This is a genomic window from Bacillota bacterium (genome assembly GCA_012837285.1).
In the GTDB taxonomy this organism is placed as follows: domain Bacteria; phylum Bacillota; class DTU030; order DUMP01; family DUMP01; genus DUNI01.
Genome location: DURJ01000167.1, coordinates 1 through 18,305, shown reverse-complemented (window position 1 = coordinate 18,305; position 18,305 = coordinate 1). Strand labels below are relative to the sequence as shown.

The window sequence follows — 18,305 nt, the reverse complement described above, 5'->3', positions numbered from 1 at the left end:
CCATCGCCAAAATGAAAGACGGAGTTATTATCCTGAACAATGCCCGCGGTCCCTTGATTGTAGAACAAGACTTGGCTGACGCCCTAAACAGCGGTAAAGTGTATGCAGCCGGACTGGACGTAGTTTCTAGCGAACCGATTAAAATGGACAATCCGCTCCTTAAAGCCAAAAACTGTTTTATTACACCACACATCTCTTGGGCACCCAAAGAGAGTCGTCAGCGGCTACTGAACATCGCAGTGGATAATCTCACCCAGTTTCTGGCCGGCAATCCGGTAAACGTAGTAAACAAATGAGAACCAAGAATCTAATAATACAAAGGCCCCCAAGCCATACAGGTCTAGGGGGCCTTTGTATTGGCGTTGCCAGTTGAACTGTAGCCAGGGGGCTGGACTCGTCTTTATTGAGCAAAGGTTGGGAAGTCCCGTTGCCAATTATATCCATTTTATCAGGCCCACCCTACACAATAACCGCAGAAATTGAAGTGGCAGTTCCCAGCCCAGTTATGGCATAATGAGTTTGCGTGCCACTGCCAGGGCTTCGGCCGGGTACTCATTTTGCAGGATATGATCTACAAACTTCATAGCATTAATATGGCAGCCTAAGCTTCAGGCCGAAGCTTGGTGCATAAAAGGCAGTCCAAGCGCCGAGACGATTGGCTAAGCAAATAAGTAGGCCGCGATAGAGAGAGAAACAAGTCTTACGAATTCCAAAGAAAATCTAAGCAGTAATACAAGCCAAATTAGAAAGGCAACAGTAAGGATGACTAAAATCAGGGTTAGTGTCGTCCAAATGCGGGTTCAAATGGGGGACAAGAGAGCTAACCTAGCACACGCTAAGGATTTGATTGAGAGAGCCTGCCTTGATACCCCAGACATTATTCTTCTGCCGGAAACCTTTAATGTAGGCTTCTTCCCTGCACAACTGGCGCCTTTGGCAGATGCTATGGAGCGGGGGGAAGGCTGGACTTTACTTTCCAATTTGGCTAAGAAACATGAAATCAATATTGTGGGAGGATCTGTAGCTAGGTTAGGTCCTGAAGGCCAGATTCTTAACACTATGTACGTTCTTGACCGACAAGGTCAGGAAGTGGCGCTGTATGATAAGATCCACCTCTTTTCGCCCTCCGGTGAAAACAAAGTTTTTGAAGCGGGCAATAAACCTTGCTGTTTTGAGTTGGAGGAGGTGCTCATGGCTAGTATTATATGCTATGACCTACGTTTTACTGAACTTGTCCGTGGTTTAGCGTTGTCAGGAGCCCAAGTTCTCTTTGTTCCGGCCCAGTGGCCCTACCCCAGATGTGAACATTGGCGGACATTGCTACGTGCCCGTGCTATCGAAAACCAGCTGTTTGTGGTAGCGGCTAACGCTTGTGGCCCCATGGGAAAGGTAGTGAACTGCGGTCATTCAGCAATTATCGACCCCTGGGGGCAAGTACTGGTAGAAGCAGGCAAAGAGGAGAGTTTACTTAATGTGGACCTGGATCTAACACAAGTTCAGGCCGTTCGCCGGCGCATTGCAGTGTACAACGACCGGCGCCCCGAAATATATGCAACACTATAATATTGAGAACGCAATGTTATAGTTAGCCCCTATCCTTAAAAAGTGTGCATAAAGATCTAAAGACAAGGCACCCATGTTAATATTTACTAGCCTTAACATGACCTGTCTCTTCGCCGAACTCATTTTGAGCCCGGCTTTGTGTTCATCGCTACCTTGTATATTAGTAAAATTTCCAGGTTACTTTGCTGTAAGGCTCTTTTGTCTACTACTTGTACGGAGTTTCTTCTTGACCCGTTGGTGGCATTTTTGTATCCGGTCTTTACATTGTACCCGCGTTGAAACACAAGAAACGCTCGTACGAGAGAAAAGGGTGTCAAAGCTTTCAGCGCATATCCCCCCCCCGCGTATTTCCACCTGCCACAATACTGTTGCGATTGTACTCTCCATAGGTAGTCATGAGGTAGTCATGGCGAGGTTTAGATAATGTCTCCCAGGAGCGCCATAACAGAAACACTTGGACAAAAATTATTATCCCTAGAAGGAATTTATTATCATATGTAGAATATAGTTACCTAGAATATTATTCTAGGTCTAATAATTATCGTAAAAATATAGGGAAAGGGTGTGATTGACAATTATGAAGGAAGAAATTAGGGCCATCATGAATATCCTACCATCTCTAGCAAACGCCTTAGGCTCCTGCTATGAACTGGTATTGCATGACTTCTCCGATATAGACCACTCTATTGTCGCTATTGAAGGCAATATCACCGGTAGAGAAGTCGGCGGATCTGTTACAGACTTAGGGTTAAGGCAGCTTCAGAACAATATGGATAAAGACTTAGTAGGATATAAGATAGTGCTACCCGACGGAAAAACTCTAAAATGCTCTTCAATCTTCATTCGCGATAAAGCTGGTCAAGTTATAGGAAGCCTATGTATAAATTTTTTGATTGATGATTTCTTGTTAGCTCAACGCACAATACAGTCCCTGATAAAGATAGAAAGTGAAGAGCGAGATGAGCATAGCGAGACTTTCCCAGCGGATGTAGGTCAATTGGTTAACTTAGTCATTAAAAATGCACTTGATTCGGTAAATAAACCGGTTACATTCATGAATAAAGAAGACAAATTAAGTATTGTTAAAGAATGTCATGATCGAGGTCTCTTTCTAGTAAGGGGTGGCGTAGATGAAGCTGCAAATGCACTATCCTTGTCGAGAGCAACGGTTTACTCATATTTGGAAGAGATACGTAACCAGGCTTAAGTATCATCAAAAGGGAGTGTTTGATATCAACTTCCTTTGAGTAAACCCAACAGTTCGAAGAAACCAAATGCAAAAGAGTGTTTGCTAGGTTAGAAAGCTACTTTGCGAACTATGATATGACAAACATAAATTAGAATCTGGTTCTACATATACATCGGCGGGAAATAAGATGCTTGCTGAGATAGAAAAGGTTCGAAACAAATAATATTACACGCGTTTTAAGTTGACCGTTTATGGCTGCATGGTAACTTCCGCAAACATTACAAAACGTATTGAGGGACAGGCACAGTGCTCTAGAGGTGTTTGAAGCATGCTGTAAGTGCAAGGAGGAACAAAATAATGCCAAAGATTATTGGTGAGAGCATCGATTACTTGTGCAATTTCCAGATGAAGGCTGGCAAAGGTTCTATTAAGAGGGGCAACACGAAGCTATTTTATGAAGCTGCGCGTCGTGTACAAAGGGATCCGTTGACTTACCTCGCAGCAACCGCTCTTGTGGATAGGGTACATGAGGACGACGTGGTTTTGATTGCAACTGGATGCCGGAACCTTCCTGTCTTGCCATACGGTGAAAGCGACGGACCCATTGGCGCCGCAGCTCTTGCTCGTTCCCTTGATATCTCGTTAGGTGCGAGAACTGTAATAACAGTCGAGAAAGATAATGTCGAGGCTACTGAGGCAGTTGTCCGCGCCTCCGGCGCTTATTTGCGTCAACAAGAGGATTTTTACCGGGTTCCTGGTGCCGTTGTAGTGGACACATACCCTCTAGGCGAAGAAGCTGGCAAGAAATATGCGGTCGAACTTATCGATAAGTATAAACCCGCTGCTATTATATTCTGTGAGAAACACGGTCCCAATGCTATGGGCGTTTTGCATACCGTAACTGGTTATAAGATAAACAAGGAAGAAATGGCAAACGCCTACTTCCTGGCGACGGAAGCTGAAAAACGTGGCATTCTGACCATAGGTGCGGGTGACGGGGGCAACGAAATAGGTAACGGAATAATATATGACGCTGTTAGAGCTATACCGGGATATGGTGCTGAGTGCGTTTGTGGTTGCGGTGGAGGGCTTGCTACCGTCAGCAAGACAGATATTTTTGTTGCTGCTTCAATATCCAACTGGGGTCTTTATGGTGTAACGGCTATGCTTGCTTATCTTAAGGGTAACATCAACATAATTCATGATATAGAGACAGAGCGTCGTATGCTTGAAGCATGTGCATATTTCGGTAGCGTAGATGGGACAACAATGAGGCCCGTGCCGCGGGTGGACGGAACCTCTCTTGAGGCCGGTCAGGCATTTGTGACGTTGCTTCGTGAAATAGTTAGTAACGGTATGAAGAAAGTCGCAAGGCACGTTTAAAGGGAGTGCTGCGGACTAGTCCATGTTTTCTGGTGACAAAAACAAAAGGGTGTGACAATATAGATGGCCCAAATGATAGCTTCACGATTAATACAAGGCATAGTGGTCATAATCGGCGTAACTCTGATTGTGTTCTTAACGTCGTATATGACAGGCGACCCTGCCTCTTTGATGCTTGGCGAATTTGCGACGGATACACAAATACAGGCTTTTACAGAAGCTTATGGGCTTGACAGACCCGTAATGGTTCAGTATTGGGAGTTTTTAACAAATGCTGTACGGGGTGATTTTGGCAATTCACTGCACTATAAGACGTCAAATCTAGAACTGGTCAAGGAAAGGCTGCCGTCCACGCTTAAGCTTGCTGGCATAAGCATGTTGGGCGCACTAGTGTTTTCTATTCCTCTTGGTATATACAGCGCAAGACACCATAATACATGGAAAGACACCGCCATAATGGCCTGTGGCGTCGCCGGTCAATCCATTCCAAATTTCTGGTTGGCGTTGTTAATGATAATGCATTTCGGAGTGGAATTGGGGTGGCTACCTGTTTCGGGCATGAATACATGGAAAAGCTACGTCATGCCGTCAGTAACGCTCATGATGTGGCCTTTGGCCCAGAACATAAGGATGATGCGTTCTTCTATGTTAGAAGTACTCGATGAAGAATATACGAAACTTGCACGCGCCAAGGGTTTGCATGAACGCGTGGTAATTTGGAAGCACGCTCTGAAGAATGCAATCCGGCCTGTGTTGACACAGGTTGGCCTTCAGTTAGGGTCTTTCCTTGGTGGTGCAGTCATAACTGAGACCATATTTGCTTGGCCGGGCATCGGGCGATTGGCAGTTCAGGCTATTCAGGTTCACGATTTTCCCTTGCTGAGAACGGTTGCAGCGATGGTAGCATTGGGCTTTGTTGTTATAAACCTTACGGTTGACGTACTTTATGCGGTCATTGATCCACGCGTTCGATGAATTGATCGGAGGAGAGTCTATATGGAATTTATTAGAAGAATGGGCAAGTCTATATTTGGGCATACCTCCGGTACAGTTGGGCTTATTCTTGTTGTAACTATGATTATGGTGGCTGTTCTGGCCCCTGTGCTGGCTCCGCATGATCCTGCTGAGATGAAACTCATGAATAGGCTAAAGAAACCCATGACAAGGACTACTGACGGCACGCTGTATATACTTGGCTCCGATTCGCTCGGGCGCGATGTGCTTTCTAGGATAATATACGGAACAACAATATCCCTGCTCGTAGGTATTGCGGGCGCTGCTATATCGCTTGTTATCGGCTGTGTATTCGGTCTTTGTGCAGGATACTTTGGAGGCACCGTTGATATCATTCTGATGAGGCTTACGGATATTCAGCTTGCATTTCCGTTCGTGCTTTTAGCGCTGACAATTCTCAGCATTATAGGCGGCGGCTTGACTGCTTTGATAATTGTCATGGGTATTGGAAGTTGGACGAACTACAGCCGTGTGGTAAGGGCCGAAACACTATCCATTAAGACCAGAGAGTTTGTCGAAGCTGCGCGCGCTATAACTAACAAGGGCAGTACCATTATGTGGAAACACGTTCTGCCTAACATATTAGGACCGGTTATAGTTGTAACGACTTTTAACATTGCGTCCAACATTCTAACCGAAGCCTCGCTATCGTTCTTAGGATTAGGCGTGGATCCCTCCATACCGAGTTGGGGCACGATGCTTGCCGAAAGCCGCGACTTTTTGCGCGAAGCATGGTGGTGCGCAACATTCCCCGGTCTTGCCATAATGATTTCAGTTCTCGGTATAAACCTGTTGGGCGATTGGCTGAGGGATTTCCTTGACCCTAAGCTAAAATAGGCCCACAGAAATCAAATTGTATGAGGGGAAAGACATGACAATATTGAAAGTTAAAGATTTGGCCGTCAGCTTTCAAGCAGATAAAAAGACTTGGCTTCAGGTAATAGACAATATCAATTTTGAGGTTAGGAAGGGAGAAGTCCTTGGCATAGTCGGTGAAAGCGGCTGCGGCAAGAGCGTTACTGCACTCTCCATAATGCGTCTCATATCGAATGCCAGAGGCCGCTACGACGCGGGCTCGATAGAGTTTATGGGTCAAGATATCTTGAAAATTAGCGATGCTAAGATGCGAAATATCCGTGGTAACAAGATATCGATGATATTCCAAGATCCTATGACCTCGCTTAATCCCGTGTTCACAATAGGCAATCAGCTTACTGAAGTCATAAAGTTGCACCAAAAAGTGGATAATCACGAGGCGTGGAAGATAGGTTGCCAAATGCTACAGCTTGTTGGCATAACCGACCTCGAAGAGAATATGAGATCATTCCCACATCAGCTGTCAGGTGGTATGCGTCAGCGTGTTATGATAGCTATTGCGCTTGCCTGTCAGCCGGAGCTGATAATAGCCGATGAGCCGACAACGGCGCTCGATGTTACGATTCAGGCTCAGGTTCTTGAGCTTATGCTTGAGCTACAGAGTACGCTTGGAACGTCCATAATGCTTATAACGCACGATCTCGGCGTCATAGCAGAAATGGCGCACCGGGTTATTGTAATGTATACGGGTCGTATAGTAGAAAGCGCTAACGTAAAGGAGCTTTTTTCCAACGCAAGGCATCCGTACACTCAAGGGCTTATGGCTTCCATTCCCAGGCTAGATTATGACAGCAAGTACCTAAAAACAATAGAAGGGACTGTGCCGCCTGTGGGGAAGTTCCCAAAAGGATGCCGTTTTAACCCAAGATGTCCGTATTGCATGGACATCTGCAAAGAGGCGAATCCGCCAGAAATAGAGGTAAATGGCAGCGAAGACCACATCGTGTACTGTTGGAAAGAAGCGGGGGGTGAACTAAATGGCAGAGGAGCTTATTCGAGTTGAGAACATAAAAAAATATTACCAGAGAGGCTCATTTTCGTTTAACCCCAAGAGGCGCAAGGTTTACGTCAAGGCTGTTGATGATGTAAGCTTTACCATAAACGTAGGCGAAACACTGGGATTTGTCGGTGAAAGCGGCTGTGGTAAATCAACGCTTGGAAGACTTATACTCAGGCTTATAGAACCTGATTCCGGCAAGATATACTTTGAGGGCAAGGACCTCCTTTTGTTGAAAGGCAAAGAGTTCCAGCGGCAGCGCAGAGAAATGCAGATAGTTTTCCAAGATCCCTATGCTTCTTTGAATCCACGAATGCGTATCAGAGAAATCATTAAGGAGCCACTTGCATGTCATGAAAACTTATCCGAAAAGGAAATGGATAGGAGAATAGCCGAGCTTCTTTCGCAGGTAGGCCTTGATCCCAAGCACACCTGGGAACGTTTTCCGCACGAATTTAGCGGAGGGCAGTGCCAAAGGATAGGCATTGCACGTGCAATAGCGCTCAACCCTAAGCTTGTTGTCTGCGATGAGGCTGTTTCGGCACTTGACGTTTCGGTACAAGCGCAGATTCTTAACCTGTTCAAAGATCTGCAGGAGCAATACGGTATGGCCTATATGTTTATTGCGCACGGACTTAATGTCGTGAAGCATGTCAGCGACAGGATTTGTGTGATGTATCTTGGCAAATTAGTTGAGATGGGCGATGTTCAAGATGTATTTAAGGAGCGCCTCCATCCCTATACTCAAGCGTTGTTCTCGGCCATACCCATTCCTGACCCTGCAGTAGAGAAAAAACGTATACTGTTGGGCGGGGATGTGCCTAGCCCTATGAACCCGCCTTCAGGCTGCCGTTTTCATACGCGTTGTCCCTTAAAGAAAAATATTTGCTCTGAACAAGAGCCCCAAATGAAAGATATGGGAAACGCCCACTCCGTTGCCTGCCATCTTTTTGAGTGAGCGATAATGGCGCGTCATACTTTGGCTTGCATCAGGACAAACCCTAAAAGGAGAATAAACCTATGGCGAAGCCCATTGTAATCAGGAAGATTGAAGGCCTCATCGAATAGCTTAACAGCGAAGGAATTTCATTTAGGATCATGGGCAAGAGCAGTATTGTTTGTCCAGGCCCGGCGACATGTTAATTATTAATGAAGATGGAGGTAGAACAATGTCTCAGCCGATTATTATCAAGAGCGTATATGAACTTATGGATTGGCTCAAGAATGAAAAAATCGAATATCAGATTGTGGGCGAAACGGCCATGGGTCATCCGATCGTAATGGTTCATAAGGAAGGTGTGGGGCAGCCTGTTATTATTACGGCAGGTGCTCATGCAAGCGAGCCTGCAGGCGTTAGCGCTGCTCTTGAGCTGCTCAAGAATTGGGATTATCCCTTCCCACTTTATATGTTCCCGTTGCGCGATCCCTTTGGATGTCAAGGCTATGCAGGTTGTCTCAGCCAGATTCTTGGCCAGGAGGTTGAATTCAAAACGTGCGAGGAACTTAATGAGTTGCTACTCAAACATGCAGACAAGGTATATAACAACGACGGTAAGTTCACAATTGTACTTATAAAGGACGTTCTGTTTACAAACCTGAGATTTGTTCCCGGAGAAGCCGGCCCGCGCCAGAGTGAGATATGTACGAACGAGTTCCTCCAGGCTCATCCTGAGTTTATCGCCGAATTTGAAGGCAAGCGCATTGTATGTCCCGCAAATTTTACCGATGATGCTGAAACCGTACGGCAGTACGAAAGAGCTTTCACCGCTGAAATTACTTCGAATGGCACGTTTGCTGACATGAACCGCCGGTTTGGTGGCGAAAGCGAACCTCCGGAAGTAAAGATTGTGCGCGAAAAGGTCGATGAGATCAAGCCCTATGTGGCTCTTGATTTGCACGAGGGTTTTGGCAGTACTTACTATTATTTTGTAACTGATTATACTACGAACGAAAGGCTTAGGCATTATGTAGACCTGATGATTGATGCATGCAAGGATGACTTCCCGTCGGGACCGTGGCGTCTTCAAGGTGTTGTCGCTAGCATCCCTGAGGCCGAACACCAGTACATCGAGCCTGTTCCCGGCGTTCTGCAAGATATACGTGGGAAGTACAGTGAGGGTACCCACAAAGGTCTTACAGGCACCGGCTTTAGTGGCTATTGCTCGCGCTACTGCCCATCGGTAACATTAGAATCGGGTACCGACAACACGATGAAGGCACGTGTTAGAATGCATGTAAAATGTGCAACAGCTGTGCTTGAGGACGTAGCAAAGACAAATAAGCAAGGCAACTGAAATAAAAGGATGTGTTTTCCGGCAGTAACTATCGGAATAAGCACATACAAAGCAATTATTTGGGAGGTAGAAAAGAATGACAAAGTTGACGAAGGCCGTTATTTTGCTGCTAGTCGTTTTGCTTACGCTGGGCGCTGTTGCTGGCTGCTCCGGTAAGACGACTACACCGCCTACTTCTGAAGGGGAGGGCGAAGGCACCTACAAGAATCTGATCGTGGGTTACGGTGGAGACACTGAGGGCATTGACCCCCAGTTCATCGAGGCAACTTATTCGTTTACAATGTGCTACCATGTGTTTGAGCCTCTGGTACTTCGCAATTTCGATGGCGAATTTGAGGGCAGATTGGCTGAATCCTGGGAACTTATCGATGATTTAACCTGGGAGTTTAAACTTCGTCAGGGCGTCAAGTTCCACAGCGGCAATGAGTTCAACGCTCACGCTGTTGAGGCTATGTTCGATAGAGTTTACAACAATGATCTGGTTGTAAATCGTTACAAAGAAGACCTACATTTTGACAGATGTGAAATAGTTGATGATTACACAATTCGAGTCAAGACGACTGAGCCGAACCCGACTCTACTAGAAGACATCTTCGCTTTTGGTATTGGCGACCCTGCCGTTTATGAAGGCAATTATGAGGCTATTTATGACGTAGCTGTTGGCACTGGCCCCTATAAGTTCAAAGAGTGGGTGCGCGATGATCACTTCACTATAGTTGTTAACGAAGATTATTGGGGAGATGTTCCAGAAATCGACGAGATTGTGTTCCGCGTAATTCCTGAAAGCTCTACTCGTGTTGCCGAGCTGCTTTCAGGCGGTGTTGATATCATTAATAATCCTCCGATCGATCAGATCGAGTCTCTCAAGACCGCAACCACCAGTGTTCTAGCTGCTTCTGCAAACCGCGACTGTGCTCTCGTTGTCAACATGGCTATCAAGCCCTTTGACGATGTCCGTGTGCGTCAGGCTATCAACTATGCTGTTGATAAGGAAGCCATTAATAACGCTTTGCTTGGCGGAAAGGCTGAGCTTTTCGGTGGTATCTGTATGCCTCCGAACGAGAACACCGATCTCAAACCATATCCCTATGATCCCGACAAGGCGAAGGCTCTATTGGCTGATGCAGGCGTGACTGAAGGCACCCCCATTACGCTGCAAACGACTACCGGCCGCTATCTACGTGAAAAGGAGATCACTCAGGCTGTTGCGAGTTATCTTGATGATGTCGGCTTTAAGACGACCGTTGAGCTACTAGACTACTCTGTCATGTCCGAGAAGAGAAATACCCGTACAATTTCTGAGCTAAACTTTATTGGATTAGGCGGATACTTCAGCGGTATTGGTGAGCTTGCATGGCCGCGTGATATGGTTTCTAACAACTCTTGGGTGGATGAACAGTACGAAGCTGTTTATCAGCAAGCTTTAAAGACCATGGATGATGTTGAGCGGAAGAGGCTAACCGATGAAGCACAGAGAATTGTTCACGATGATGCTGTTTGGTTGTTTCTGTGGAGGCAGCCTACTTACTACGGCATTAACAATAGACTTCAGGGATTCTCCTCGCGCCGCGATGAGTTCATGTTCTTCTGGAACTGCGATATCGTAGAATAACAGCCATGCAGATGGCAATACGCCCTGGCCACGAATTTGAGAAAACATACTAATAAGGAGGATACAATGTTTGTTGAGCAAAAGCTTAAGGAAGCAGACGTTGAATTAGTTGAGCTTATGACACCTGCGTCTCACTTTGTTCCGTATGTTAAGACAGGGAATATCGTATTCGTGTCGGGTCAACTTCCACCTACCGTAAATGGCGAGATGCCCAAGGGCAAAGTAGGTCGTGAATTTGATACCGTGCAAGCCAAAGCTATTGCGCGAGACACGGGGCGCGTATTACTTTCCGTACTAAAGGAAGTAACTGGCAATCTTGACAAGGTTGAAAGAATCGTCAGTGTAAATGGATTTGTCAATAGTACAGACGATTACAAAGAGCAGCCTGCCGTAATAAATGGTGCTTCAGAGTTGCTCTGCGAAGTATTCGGCGAGAGAGGTAAGCACGCGCGCTTTGCTATATCTGTAAACTCACTACCTTTTGGCGCACCTCTGGAGATCGCAATGGTTGCGCAAGTGGCTGATTGATTTCGTTTTAGGGAAAGGAGAATTCCTTAATGCCTAAAGTTATTGGAGAAAACATTGATGTCCTGTGCAACATTGAAATGCGGCCGAGTGAGGGCGATCTGCCGCGCGGCACAACTCGCAAGTATTATGAAGCTGCAAGAGATGTTCAGAAAGATCCCCTTTCTTATTTAGCAGCAACAGCTCTCATTGAACGTGTTATGCCAGGGGATAAGGTTCTCATCGTAACGGGAGTGCGCTATCCCCCAATTCTCCCATTTGGCGAGACGGATGGCCCTGTAGGTGCTGTTGCCATGGCCAGGGCTTTAGACATTGCGTTGGGAGCTAAAAGCATAATAAGCGTAGAGGAAGATAATAAAGAACCTACTATTGCGACAATCCGTGCTGCTGGCTGTTACCTGCGTGACGAAAAAGACCTGGATGTTGTTCCCGGAGCTTGCGCTATTGATTATTATCCCCTTGGACCAGAGCAGGGCCCTGTGCACGCAAAATATCTCGTTGAGAAATTCAAACCTGCGGCTATAATATTCTGCGAGAAACATGGGCCCAACGAGCATGGCTTCTGCCATACGGTGACCGGCGGTCCGCTTGATGCGAAAGAAATGGCAAATACATGGTATTTACTTGAAGAGGCCAAGAAACGCGGTATTCTCACTATCGGTAGCGGTGACGGAGGTAACGAAATAGGAAACGGAGTCATTTACGAGGCTGCACGTACCATATCCCAATGGGGTGACCAATGTCTTTGCGGCTGTGGTGGCGGCACTGCTACTACTGCTGAGACAGACATATTCGTGGCCGCGTCCATTTCTAACTGGGGTTTATATGGTGTAATAGCTATGCTCGCGTTCCTTAAGGGCAATGTGGACATTATGCACGACGTGGAAACAGAGCGTCGCATGGTGGAGGCATGTGCGTACTTCGGAAGTGTCGACGGTCTGTCCATGCGACCCGAACCGAAGGTGGATGGTATTTCAATGGACGGCGGGCAGGCGTTTGTAACTTTATTACGTGAAATTGTAAAAAATGGGCTCAAGATGATCATTCGGCATGTTTGACGAAACCAAGTGTTAAACTAAGGTTAATTAAAGCTATGGAGGGTTTTATATGGCAAAAATTATAGGTGAAAACATCGATACCCTGTGCAACTTTCAAATGCTGCCCGGTAAGGGTGATTTGCCTCGCGGACATACCAAGGTATTTTATGATTTTGCCAGGCGCAAACAGAAGGAACCGCTTACCTATTTGGCTGCGACCGCACTAAAGGAGCGCGTAAAGGCTGGCGATCGGGTTCTAATAGTTACCGGGTGCCGAAGCATTCCCCATATGCCCTTCGGTGAGACTGATGGCCCGATAGGCGCTGTGGCTTTGGCCCGGGCCCTTACCGTGGGTCTTGGCGCAAAACCAATTATTAGCGTCGAAGAAGACAACGCCGATCCTACCATCGCCACCATTAGGGCTGCAGGTTGCTATCTCCGGGATGAAAAATATCTAGATTCTGTTCCTGGTTCCTGTGCTATCGACTTTTATCCCCTGGGACCCGAAGCGGGTAAGGAGTATGCCCTTGAGCTTATCGAAAAGCATAATCCCGCAGCCATCATTTTCTGCGAGAAACACGGTCCGAATTCCGTTGGCGAGTATCATAGTGTTACTGGCTATCGGATAGACAAAAACGAAATGGCCAATACCTGGTTCCTACTTGAAGAAGCCGAGAAGCGTAACATACTGACTATTGGTACAGGCGATGGTGGGAACGAGATTGGAAACGGCCTCATCTGGGAAGAAATTCACGGCCAAATGCCCGGTTATGGCGATTGGTGCCGATGTGGCTGCGGAGGTGGTATAGCGACTATAGCCAAGACCGATATCTTTGTCGCGGCTTCTATATCCAACTGGGGCCTATACGGCGTTGCTGCCATGCTGGCCTTCCTCCTCGGCGATGTTGATGTTATGCACGATGAAGATACGGAACGTCGTATGGTTGAGGCTTGTGCTCACTATGGTAGCTTAGATGGTATCTTCTTTGCACCTATCCCGAGGGTGGATGGTATTTCACTCAGGGGGGGTCAGGCGTTTGTGACGCTATTGCGCGAAATAATTACAAATGGTCTCAGAGAAGTTGCTCGTTATGCATAATCTGCCTAAGATAACCGTGACAGGCTAAGTACTATAAGCTGCCTGCTCGATTGTTTAAATCTATGCGGGCAGCTTATAGATTGATTTGCTCTGCTTATGTGATTGCCAGTCAAAACGTGAGCCGAGCAAGGTTGCGTTCATATACGGGTGCGAGTGCCGTCGGGAAAGGGTTGGTGCCTCACCCATAGCAAATTTTGGAGCCTGGCTGGCAACGGCCTGGTTTAAGCGTAGACAAGCGAGGAAGTTGGCCGAAAGCAGTAGCTGAAGACGATGAGTTCCGAAGTTTTCAAAAAGGGAAGACCGATGCTTTCCCGGCTTTATCAATTAAAACCCTAAAACCCGCATCACGTCTAGGTTTCTCACTTTTAAAGCGTATATTTTGCCACCACAAACCAGCCCCCTGAGTATACCGAGCAAAATCAGTGGGCGCATTACATTCTTCGGTGGCCTTATTCGCATCAGTCGCAGTATCTTGTTAGCTAAATCAGGAGCCCTAGTCTTTATCAGGCATCAGTTTCCTCAATTGTCGATGGCCATTTGAGACTTTCCCCTATTTGGCCACGAAAACTTTCTAACCTGAGATCAAACAGCAATGGATTTCTAAAGATAAGCGGGGCAGCTACAGGCGTATTTCGGCCGTATCCGGACAGCCGTTTCGGAAACATCCGGACACCTTGTCGTTTAGATAGAAAAACTGGTACCCTTTAACCAAATTGTTAAAGGGGGACGACGATGAGGAGGCTGAAGATGCTTAAAGCGAGAGAAATACTGCGGCTGAGGTACGAAGCTGGATTATCATTGCGGGATATCGGTAAAGCATGTAATTGTGGTAAGAGTACAGTGTCAGAGCTGCTTAAAAGGGATCAGGCAGCCCAAATAACCTGACCTATCGAGCTTACAGACAAGCAGTTGATGTCAGCCCTGTACCCACCGGTAAAACGAATGGGGTCGCCTCCCGAACCCGATATGGAATACGTCTTTCACGAGATGAAGAAAAAGAACGTGACCCTATTAGTGCTTTGGGAAGAGTACAAAGAAAAACACCCCGATGGCATCATGTACACACAGTTTTGTGACCGGTACCGGAAGTTCAAGAAGCTAAACAACATTTCCTTGCGTAAAGAACATAAAACCGGCAAAGAAATCGAAGTAGACTGGGCTGGCACCACCATGTCCTACATGGATCCGCCTACCTGGAAAGAGCAGACCGCCGACATCTTTGTTGCCGTCCTGCCAGCCAGCGGTTATTCCTTTGTTTATGCCTATCGGGACATGACCATGCCCAGCTGGATTCATGCCCATGTGCGGGCCTTTTAATATTATGGCGGCGTTCTCAGGATCACAATTTCGGAATATGTTCCCGGGAACATATTCAAGGAGCACTTCCCGGGGCACCCCGCCAACATATTGAAAGGCGCGGTTCATGCAGGTAAGGAAGGAGGCCATGTCAGCCCGGATGATAAATTCTACGTAGCTAACTCGTGACCAGCACAGGGTGAACACAAAGGCGTAAAGCTTGTAGCGGGCACCGTTTTCGATGATGGTACCGAAATGACCCTAATCAACTTGGGCTTGCTCTCCGGGAAGAGTCTCATAAGGCTTGTATTCGCGGTGTTTTGGTGGGCGCAGAGACTGTACGTAGCGCCGCACGGTGCGCTCTGATCTCGGAAACCCCCTTCTTTATTTCTTTGTATAGCCGATATGCCGGTAGTTCCGGGTACTTATCTAGTCGAGATGTGATATAATCACGGTACGGATCAATTAAGTGCGGTCGGCGAGCGTACCGGGGTTTATCCGGATCTGTGGATTCCGACCAATATTTGTTCACTGTGGTACGGCAGATTCCCAGGCGCCTGGCCACCGCTCGTTTGGATAATCCTTGTTCTTTAAGGCGCACGATATCCACTATGGTTGCCACCTCCGTCAATCTCGGCTCACTCCTTACTTCTTTGGTTTAGTGCTCACTACACCTTCCAAAGAGGTAATTAGAGGGTGAGCCGTTTTCTACCTGCAGATTGCAGTGGGGTGGCCCAGTTTTCGTGGCCATTGATGTCCATTTTATGATGGCCGTTAACAGGGAAGCTTCAAGGGCAAACCTACGGTCATTTTGTGCTAACAGAGGCTATGTAGTTCAAGAAAGACTACATCTGGAAAGGGACTCGCGATGCTTAATCTCTGTTTGAAGATAAGTAGGTCTATCTAACTTGTCTCCGTTGAGAAGTTTTACTAGATTTTCCATTGCGGTGCTGCCAAGTTCCTCTAAAGGTACCGCTACCGTTGCTAAAGTCGGCGTTACAAAAGAAGCTGCTTGAATATCATCGAAACCTAGTATAGAAACGTCTTGCGGGATACGGTATCCTTTCTTTTGGAGTGCCTTCATGGCCCCAATGGCCATCATGTCATTTTGAGCAAATATCGCAGTAATGCCGTTCTTGCCTCCGATCTGAGACAGCTTTTCTGCGGCACTATAGCCACCTTTGAAGTCAAAATCACCTGAAATCACCCATTCTTTATTGAAAGGAAGCCCATTAGCTTCGAGTGCCTCCCTGTATCCCTGGGTACGATCTACTGCTGTTGCAGAATCATCCGTTCCAGTGATCATCGCAATTCTTCTGTGGCCTAGTCCAATTAAATACGTACAAGCCTCCCTTGCCGCCTCTATGTTTTTGATTTGGACGGAAGCTAGTTTTGTGTTGTGCGGTTTTCCAATCACCATTATCTTTACTCCCGTCCTTTCAAGAAAGTCTTGCTCCTCAGCGTCTTGTACGATGCCACCTCCAATCAGAATTAACCCGTCTACACGCTTTTCACACATTATCTTGAGGTATTTACTTGTTCTCAACCGTGATCTCTCGGCATTAGCCAAAATGATGCTGTAACCCCACTTCTGCGCTGTATTCTCCACACTCTTAACGATGCTTGGATAGTAAGGATTGGCGATGTCCTGTACAATCATTCCAATTGTCCTAGTCTTGTTAGAATGCAGGCTTCTGGCCATTGCATTTGGATAGTAGCCTAATTCATCAATCACATCAAGAACACGTTTTCTTGTTTCAGGGTTTACCAACCTATTCTTCTTATTGAGGACACGTGAAACCGTACTTATAGAAACATTCGAACGTTTCGCCACATCTTTTATGGTTATCGTTTTTTGCTTTGGCATCCTACTCATAATCACCTGCCTTTGATTATTTCCAATGGCATCTCAATTCTTTTGGCTACTGCTCTATTGACCTGATACCGGTACTTCCCTTCTGGGGAGAACCCTTGCATACCATGTTGACGTTTTTTCCTTATCCATGTATGATGGTATTTGTCAAAACTTCTTATTACCTTGCAACATGAACTACGTCACTGGTTTCTTGGTATTTTTGATAAACTGCTTCTCATAATTGCCAGAAGTATTTTGTATGCTACCCCTTCCATGATTATATTACAATAGCACAAGAATGTCTTCCAAGTGTATTAGGGGACTATATGTTGTGTTTCTTAGCTCCTGCTTGTACTAAGAAAGATTCGTAGTTTCTAAAAAGCATGCAATCAACAGTATCAGGAGGGACTGTTTGTGAAGAAAAGTGAAGAATTAATACGTAAGGAACTGATGAGTATTTGCCACTTGGTTTATTTGCGTGGCATGGTAAACGGTTCTGGTGGTAACATCAGCGTGAGAATGCAAGATGGAATGTTGATTACTCCAACCGGTCGTTCTCTGGGTCAACTTAGGGCAGATGACTTGGTGAGGGTAGGCTTGAATGGTCAATTCAGCGGCGATGTGAAGCCATCCAAGGAGGTATACTTGCATCTTAATTGTTATGAACAACGAGAAGACGTTAATGCAGTGGTTCACGTTCATTCTCCCTACACTGTGGCCGCAAGCTGTCTCGATAATGCTGACCTTGATTGTGTGATGCCATCATTTACCCCCGGTTATTTAGCCAGGGTAAATAAGCTGCAAATGATACCTTACTTTAAACCAGGTTCCCTGGAATTGGCAAAGAGAGTAAGGTCTGCAATAAAATTTACTAATTCTGTTGTGTTGGCTAACCATGGCATAGTTGCGGTGGGCAAAGATTTGGAGGGAGCGTTGAATATTGCCGAGGAAGTCGAAGGTAATGCTAAAATATACCTTCTTGTAGGCAAAAGAGGGAAAACGCTTAACTAGGGAAGGCGATATTTACGATCCAAGAGTCTAAGCTGTGAAGGGTATATGAAGCTTTTCTGCCGCCTTTGCGAGCTGTCTGCTGGAAGGGCACATGGAGCCACCGTTTGTTTGTTATGGGGGCTTACAGTTGAGCTCCAGCTGCGGCGTAGGAAACACCCGCAAATACTAAGTGGCATGAGGGATCTCACTCTCCTTGTTGGGCTTAAGTGTCCTCAGGAGACACCGCTATGTGAGATCTCTTTTCTTTATCTCACCATGGTAGTTCTTTGTGTTGCCCATGAGCAGCCAACAGCGGTGCCAGCCTTGCGCCATTGAGGGCTAGAACTGGCATGATCTTAGATAAATATGTTTTGGGTGTTCTGCCTACTAGATCTTGACACAGTCGTGTAATCCCGGGCCATTGACAAAGGCGGGCGTGTATACTATCATGATATAGAAAACGTTTTCATAAACTTGCCAAGGAAAGAGAATTGCCCAGAGTCTACAATATTAAAACGGGAGGTAATGTTGTATGGCAATAAGACATAATCTATTAGAGTGCAGTTTTAAAGATG

General features: G+C 46.3%; 18 protein-coding genes. 16 read left to right on the top strand and 2 right to left on the bottom strand.

The window, feature by feature from the left end; all coding sequences use genetic code 11:
* From GX016_09905 to GX016_09835, 15 genes are all read left to right on the top strand, one after another.
* The coding region (locus GX016_09905; GenBank protein ID HHT71857.1) for a D-2-hydroxyacid dehydrogenase at positions 1-296 on the top strand (296 nt) is incomplete at its 5' end.
* Between the two features lie 466 nt (positions 297-762).
* A complete protein-coding gene (locus GX016_09900; protein HHT71856.1) occupies positions 763-1,563 on the top strand; it encodes a carbon-nitrogen family hydrolase in 801 nt (266 codons plus the stop codon).
* A gap of 577 nt (positions 1,564-2,140) precedes the next feature.
* Complete coding sequence (locus GX016_09895) at positions 2,141-2,770, top strand: transcriptional regulator (protein HHT71855.1); 630 nt, start codon at positions 2,141-2,143, stop codon at positions 2,768-2,770.
* A 339-nt stretch (positions 2,771-3,109) separates the two neighbouring features.
* A complete protein-coding gene (locus tag GX016_09890) occupies positions 3,110-4,135 on the top strand; it encodes a DUF4392 domain-containing protein (protein ID HHT71854.1) in 1,026 nt (341 codons plus the stop codon).
* A 63-nt stretch (positions 4,136-4,198) separates the two neighbouring features.
* Complete coding sequence (locus GX016_09885; protein ID HHT71853.1) at positions 4,199-5,110, top strand: ABC transporter permease; 912 nt, start codon at positions 4,199-4,201, stop codon at positions 5,108-5,110.
* Positions 5,111-5,149: 39 nt separating this feature from the next.
* Positions 5,150-5,986: an ABC transporter permease gene (locus GX016_09880; protein HHT71852.1), complete on the top strand. Its 837-nt coding sequence runs from the start codon at positions 5,150-5,152 to the stop codon at positions 5,984-5,986.
* Between the two features lie 34 nt (positions 5,987-6,020).
* Positions 6,021-7,028 (top strand): ABC transporter ATP-binding protein, encoded by a 1,008-nt coding sequence (locus tag GX016_09875; GenBank protein ID HHT71851.1) that lies wholly within the window; start codon positions 6,021-6,023, stop codon positions 7,026-7,028.
* On the top strand, positions 7,003-7,980 hold the full coding sequence (locus GX016_09870) for an ATP-binding cassette domain-containing protein (protein HHT71850.1): 978 nt from the start codon (positions 7,003-7,005) through the stop codon (positions 7,978-7,980). Before GX016_09875 ends, GX016_09870 begins: the two co-directional genes overlap by 26 nt.
* Positions 7,981-8,191: 211 nt before the next feature.
* Positions 8,192-9,316, top strand: a complete 1,125-nt coding sequence (locus tag GX016_09865) for a hypothetical protein (protein HHT71849.1) — start codon at positions 8,192-8,194, stop codon at positions 9,314-9,316.
* Between the two features lie 76 nt (positions 9,317-9,392).
* Positions 9,393-10,928 carry a hypothetical protein gene (locus GX016_09860; protein ID HHT71848.1) on the top strand — a complete coding sequence of 512 codons (1,536 nt, stop codon included), beginning with the start codon at positions 9,393-9,395 and terminating at the stop codon, positions 10,926-10,928.
* 66 nt (positions 10,929-10,994) lie between these two features.
* Positions 10,995-11,456 carry a RidA family protein gene (locus GX016_09855; GenBank protein ID HHT71847.1) on the top strand — a complete coding sequence of 154 codons (462 nt, stop codon included), beginning with the start codon at positions 10,995-10,997 and terminating at the stop codon, positions 11,454-11,456.
* A gap of 29 nt (positions 11,457-11,485) precedes the next feature.
* Positions 11,486-12,511 carry a DUF4392 domain-containing protein gene (locus GX016_09850; protein HHT71846.1) on the top strand — a complete coding sequence of 342 codons (1,026 nt, stop codon included), beginning with the start codon at positions 11,486-11,488 and terminating at the stop codon, positions 12,509-12,511.
* Between the two features lie 49 nt (positions 12,512-12,560).
* Complete coding sequence (locus GX016_09845) at positions 12,561-13,589, top strand: DUF4392 domain-containing protein (GenBank protein ID HHT71845.1); 1,029 nt, start codon at positions 12,561-12,563, stop codon at positions 13,587-13,589.
* Positions 13,590-14,336: 747 nt separating this feature from the next.
* Positions 14,337-14,474: a helix-turn-helix domain-containing protein gene (locus GX016_09840; protein ID HHT71844.1), complete on the top strand. Its 138-nt coding sequence runs from the start codon at positions 14,337-14,339 to the stop codon at positions 14,472-14,474.
* A 27-nt stretch (positions 14,475-14,501) separates the two neighbouring features.
* Entirely contained in the window at positions 14,502-14,906 is a 405-nt protein-coding gene (locus GX016_09835) for a transposase (GenBank protein ID HHT71843.1), read from the top strand.
* A gap of 274 nt (positions 14,907-15,180) precedes the next feature.
* On the opposite strand, the gene GX016_09830 is transcribed toward GX016_09835, so the two are convergent.
* Both GX016_09830 and GX016_09825 read right to left on the bottom strand, forming a co-directional pair.
* The gene (locus GX016_09830) at positions 15,181-15,516 is read right to left on the bottom strand and encodes a helix-turn-helix domain-containing protein (protein HHT71842.1); all 336 of its coding nucleotides are present in this window, start codon (positions 15,514-15,516) and stop codon (positions 15,181-15,183) included.
* 204 nt (positions 15,517-15,720) lie between these two features.
* A complete protein-coding gene (locus GX016_09825) occupies positions 15,721-16,752 on the bottom strand; it encodes a LacI family transcriptional regulator (GenBank protein ID HHT71841.1) in 1,032 nt (343 codons plus the stop codon).
* A 402-nt stretch (positions 16,753-17,154) separates the two neighbouring features.
* On the opposite strand from GX016_09825, the gene GX016_09820 reads away from it, so the two are divergent.
* Entirely contained in the window at positions 17,155-17,751 is a 597-nt protein-coding gene (locus GX016_09820) for an aldolase (GenBank protein ID HHT71840.1), read from the top strand.
* Positions 17,752-18,305: the final 554 nt, after the last annotated feature.

Excerpts from the sequence above, each read along its gene's own strand:
- GX016_09900 (HHT71856.1), top strand. The coding sequence starts at position 763 with ATGACTAAAATCAGGGTTAGTGTCGTCCAAATGCGGGTTCAAATGGGG.
- GX016_09835 (HHT71843.1), top strand. The coding sequence starts at position 14,502 with ATGTCAGCCCTGTACCCACCGGTAAAACGAATGGGGTCGCCTCCCGAA.
- GX016_09895 (HHT71855.1), top strand. The coding sequence starts at position 2,141 with ATGAAGGAAGAAATTAGGGCCATCATGAATATCCTACCATCTCTAGCA.
- GX016_09865 (HHT71849.1), top strand. The coding sequence starts at position 8,192 with ATGTCTCAGCCGATTATTATCAAGAGCGTATATGAACTTATGGATTGG.
- GX016_09845 (HHT71845.1), top strand. The coding sequence starts at position 12,561 with ATGGCAAAAATTATAGGTGAAAACATCGATACCCTGTGCAACTTTCAA.
- GX016_09875 (HHT71851.1), top strand. The coding sequence starts at position 6,021 with ATGACAATATTGAAAGTTAAAGATTTGGCCGTCAGCTTTCAAGCAGAT.
- GX016_09885 (HHT71853.1), top strand. The coding sequence starts at position 4,199 with ATGGCCCAAATGATAGCTTCACGATTAATACAAGGCATAGTGGTCATA.
- GX016_09850 (HHT71846.1), top strand. The coding sequence starts at position 11,486 with ATGCCTAAAGTTATTGGAGAAAACATTGATGTCCTGTGCAACATTGAA.
- GX016_09880 (HHT71852.1), top strand. The coding sequence starts at position 5,150 with ATGGGCAAGTCTATATTTGGGCATACCTCCGGTACAGTTGGGCTTATT.
- GX016_09870 (HHT71850.1), top strand. The coding sequence starts at position 7,003 with ATGGCAGAGGAGCTTATTCGAGTTGAGAACATAAAAAAATATTACCAG.
- GX016_09890 (HHT71854.1), top strand. The coding sequence starts at position 3,110 with ATGCCAAAGATTATTGGTGAGAGCATCGATTACTTGTGCAATTTCCAG.
- GX016_09825 (HHT71841.1), bottom strand. The coding sequence starts at position 16,752 with ATGCCAAAGCAAAAAACGATAACCATAAAAGATGTGGCGAAACGTTCG.
- GX016_09840 (HHT71844.1), top strand. The coding sequence starts at position 14,337 with ATGCTTAAAGCGAGAGAAATACTGCGGCTGAGGTACGAAGCTGGATTA.
- GX016_09855 (HHT71847.1), top strand. The coding sequence starts at position 10,995 with ATGTTTGTTGAGCAAAAGCTTAAGGAAGCAGACGTTGAATTAGTTGAG.
- GX016_09860 (HHT71848.1), top strand. The coding sequence starts at position 9,393 with ATGACAAAGTTGACGAAGGCCGTTATTTTGCTGCTAGTCGTTTTGCTT.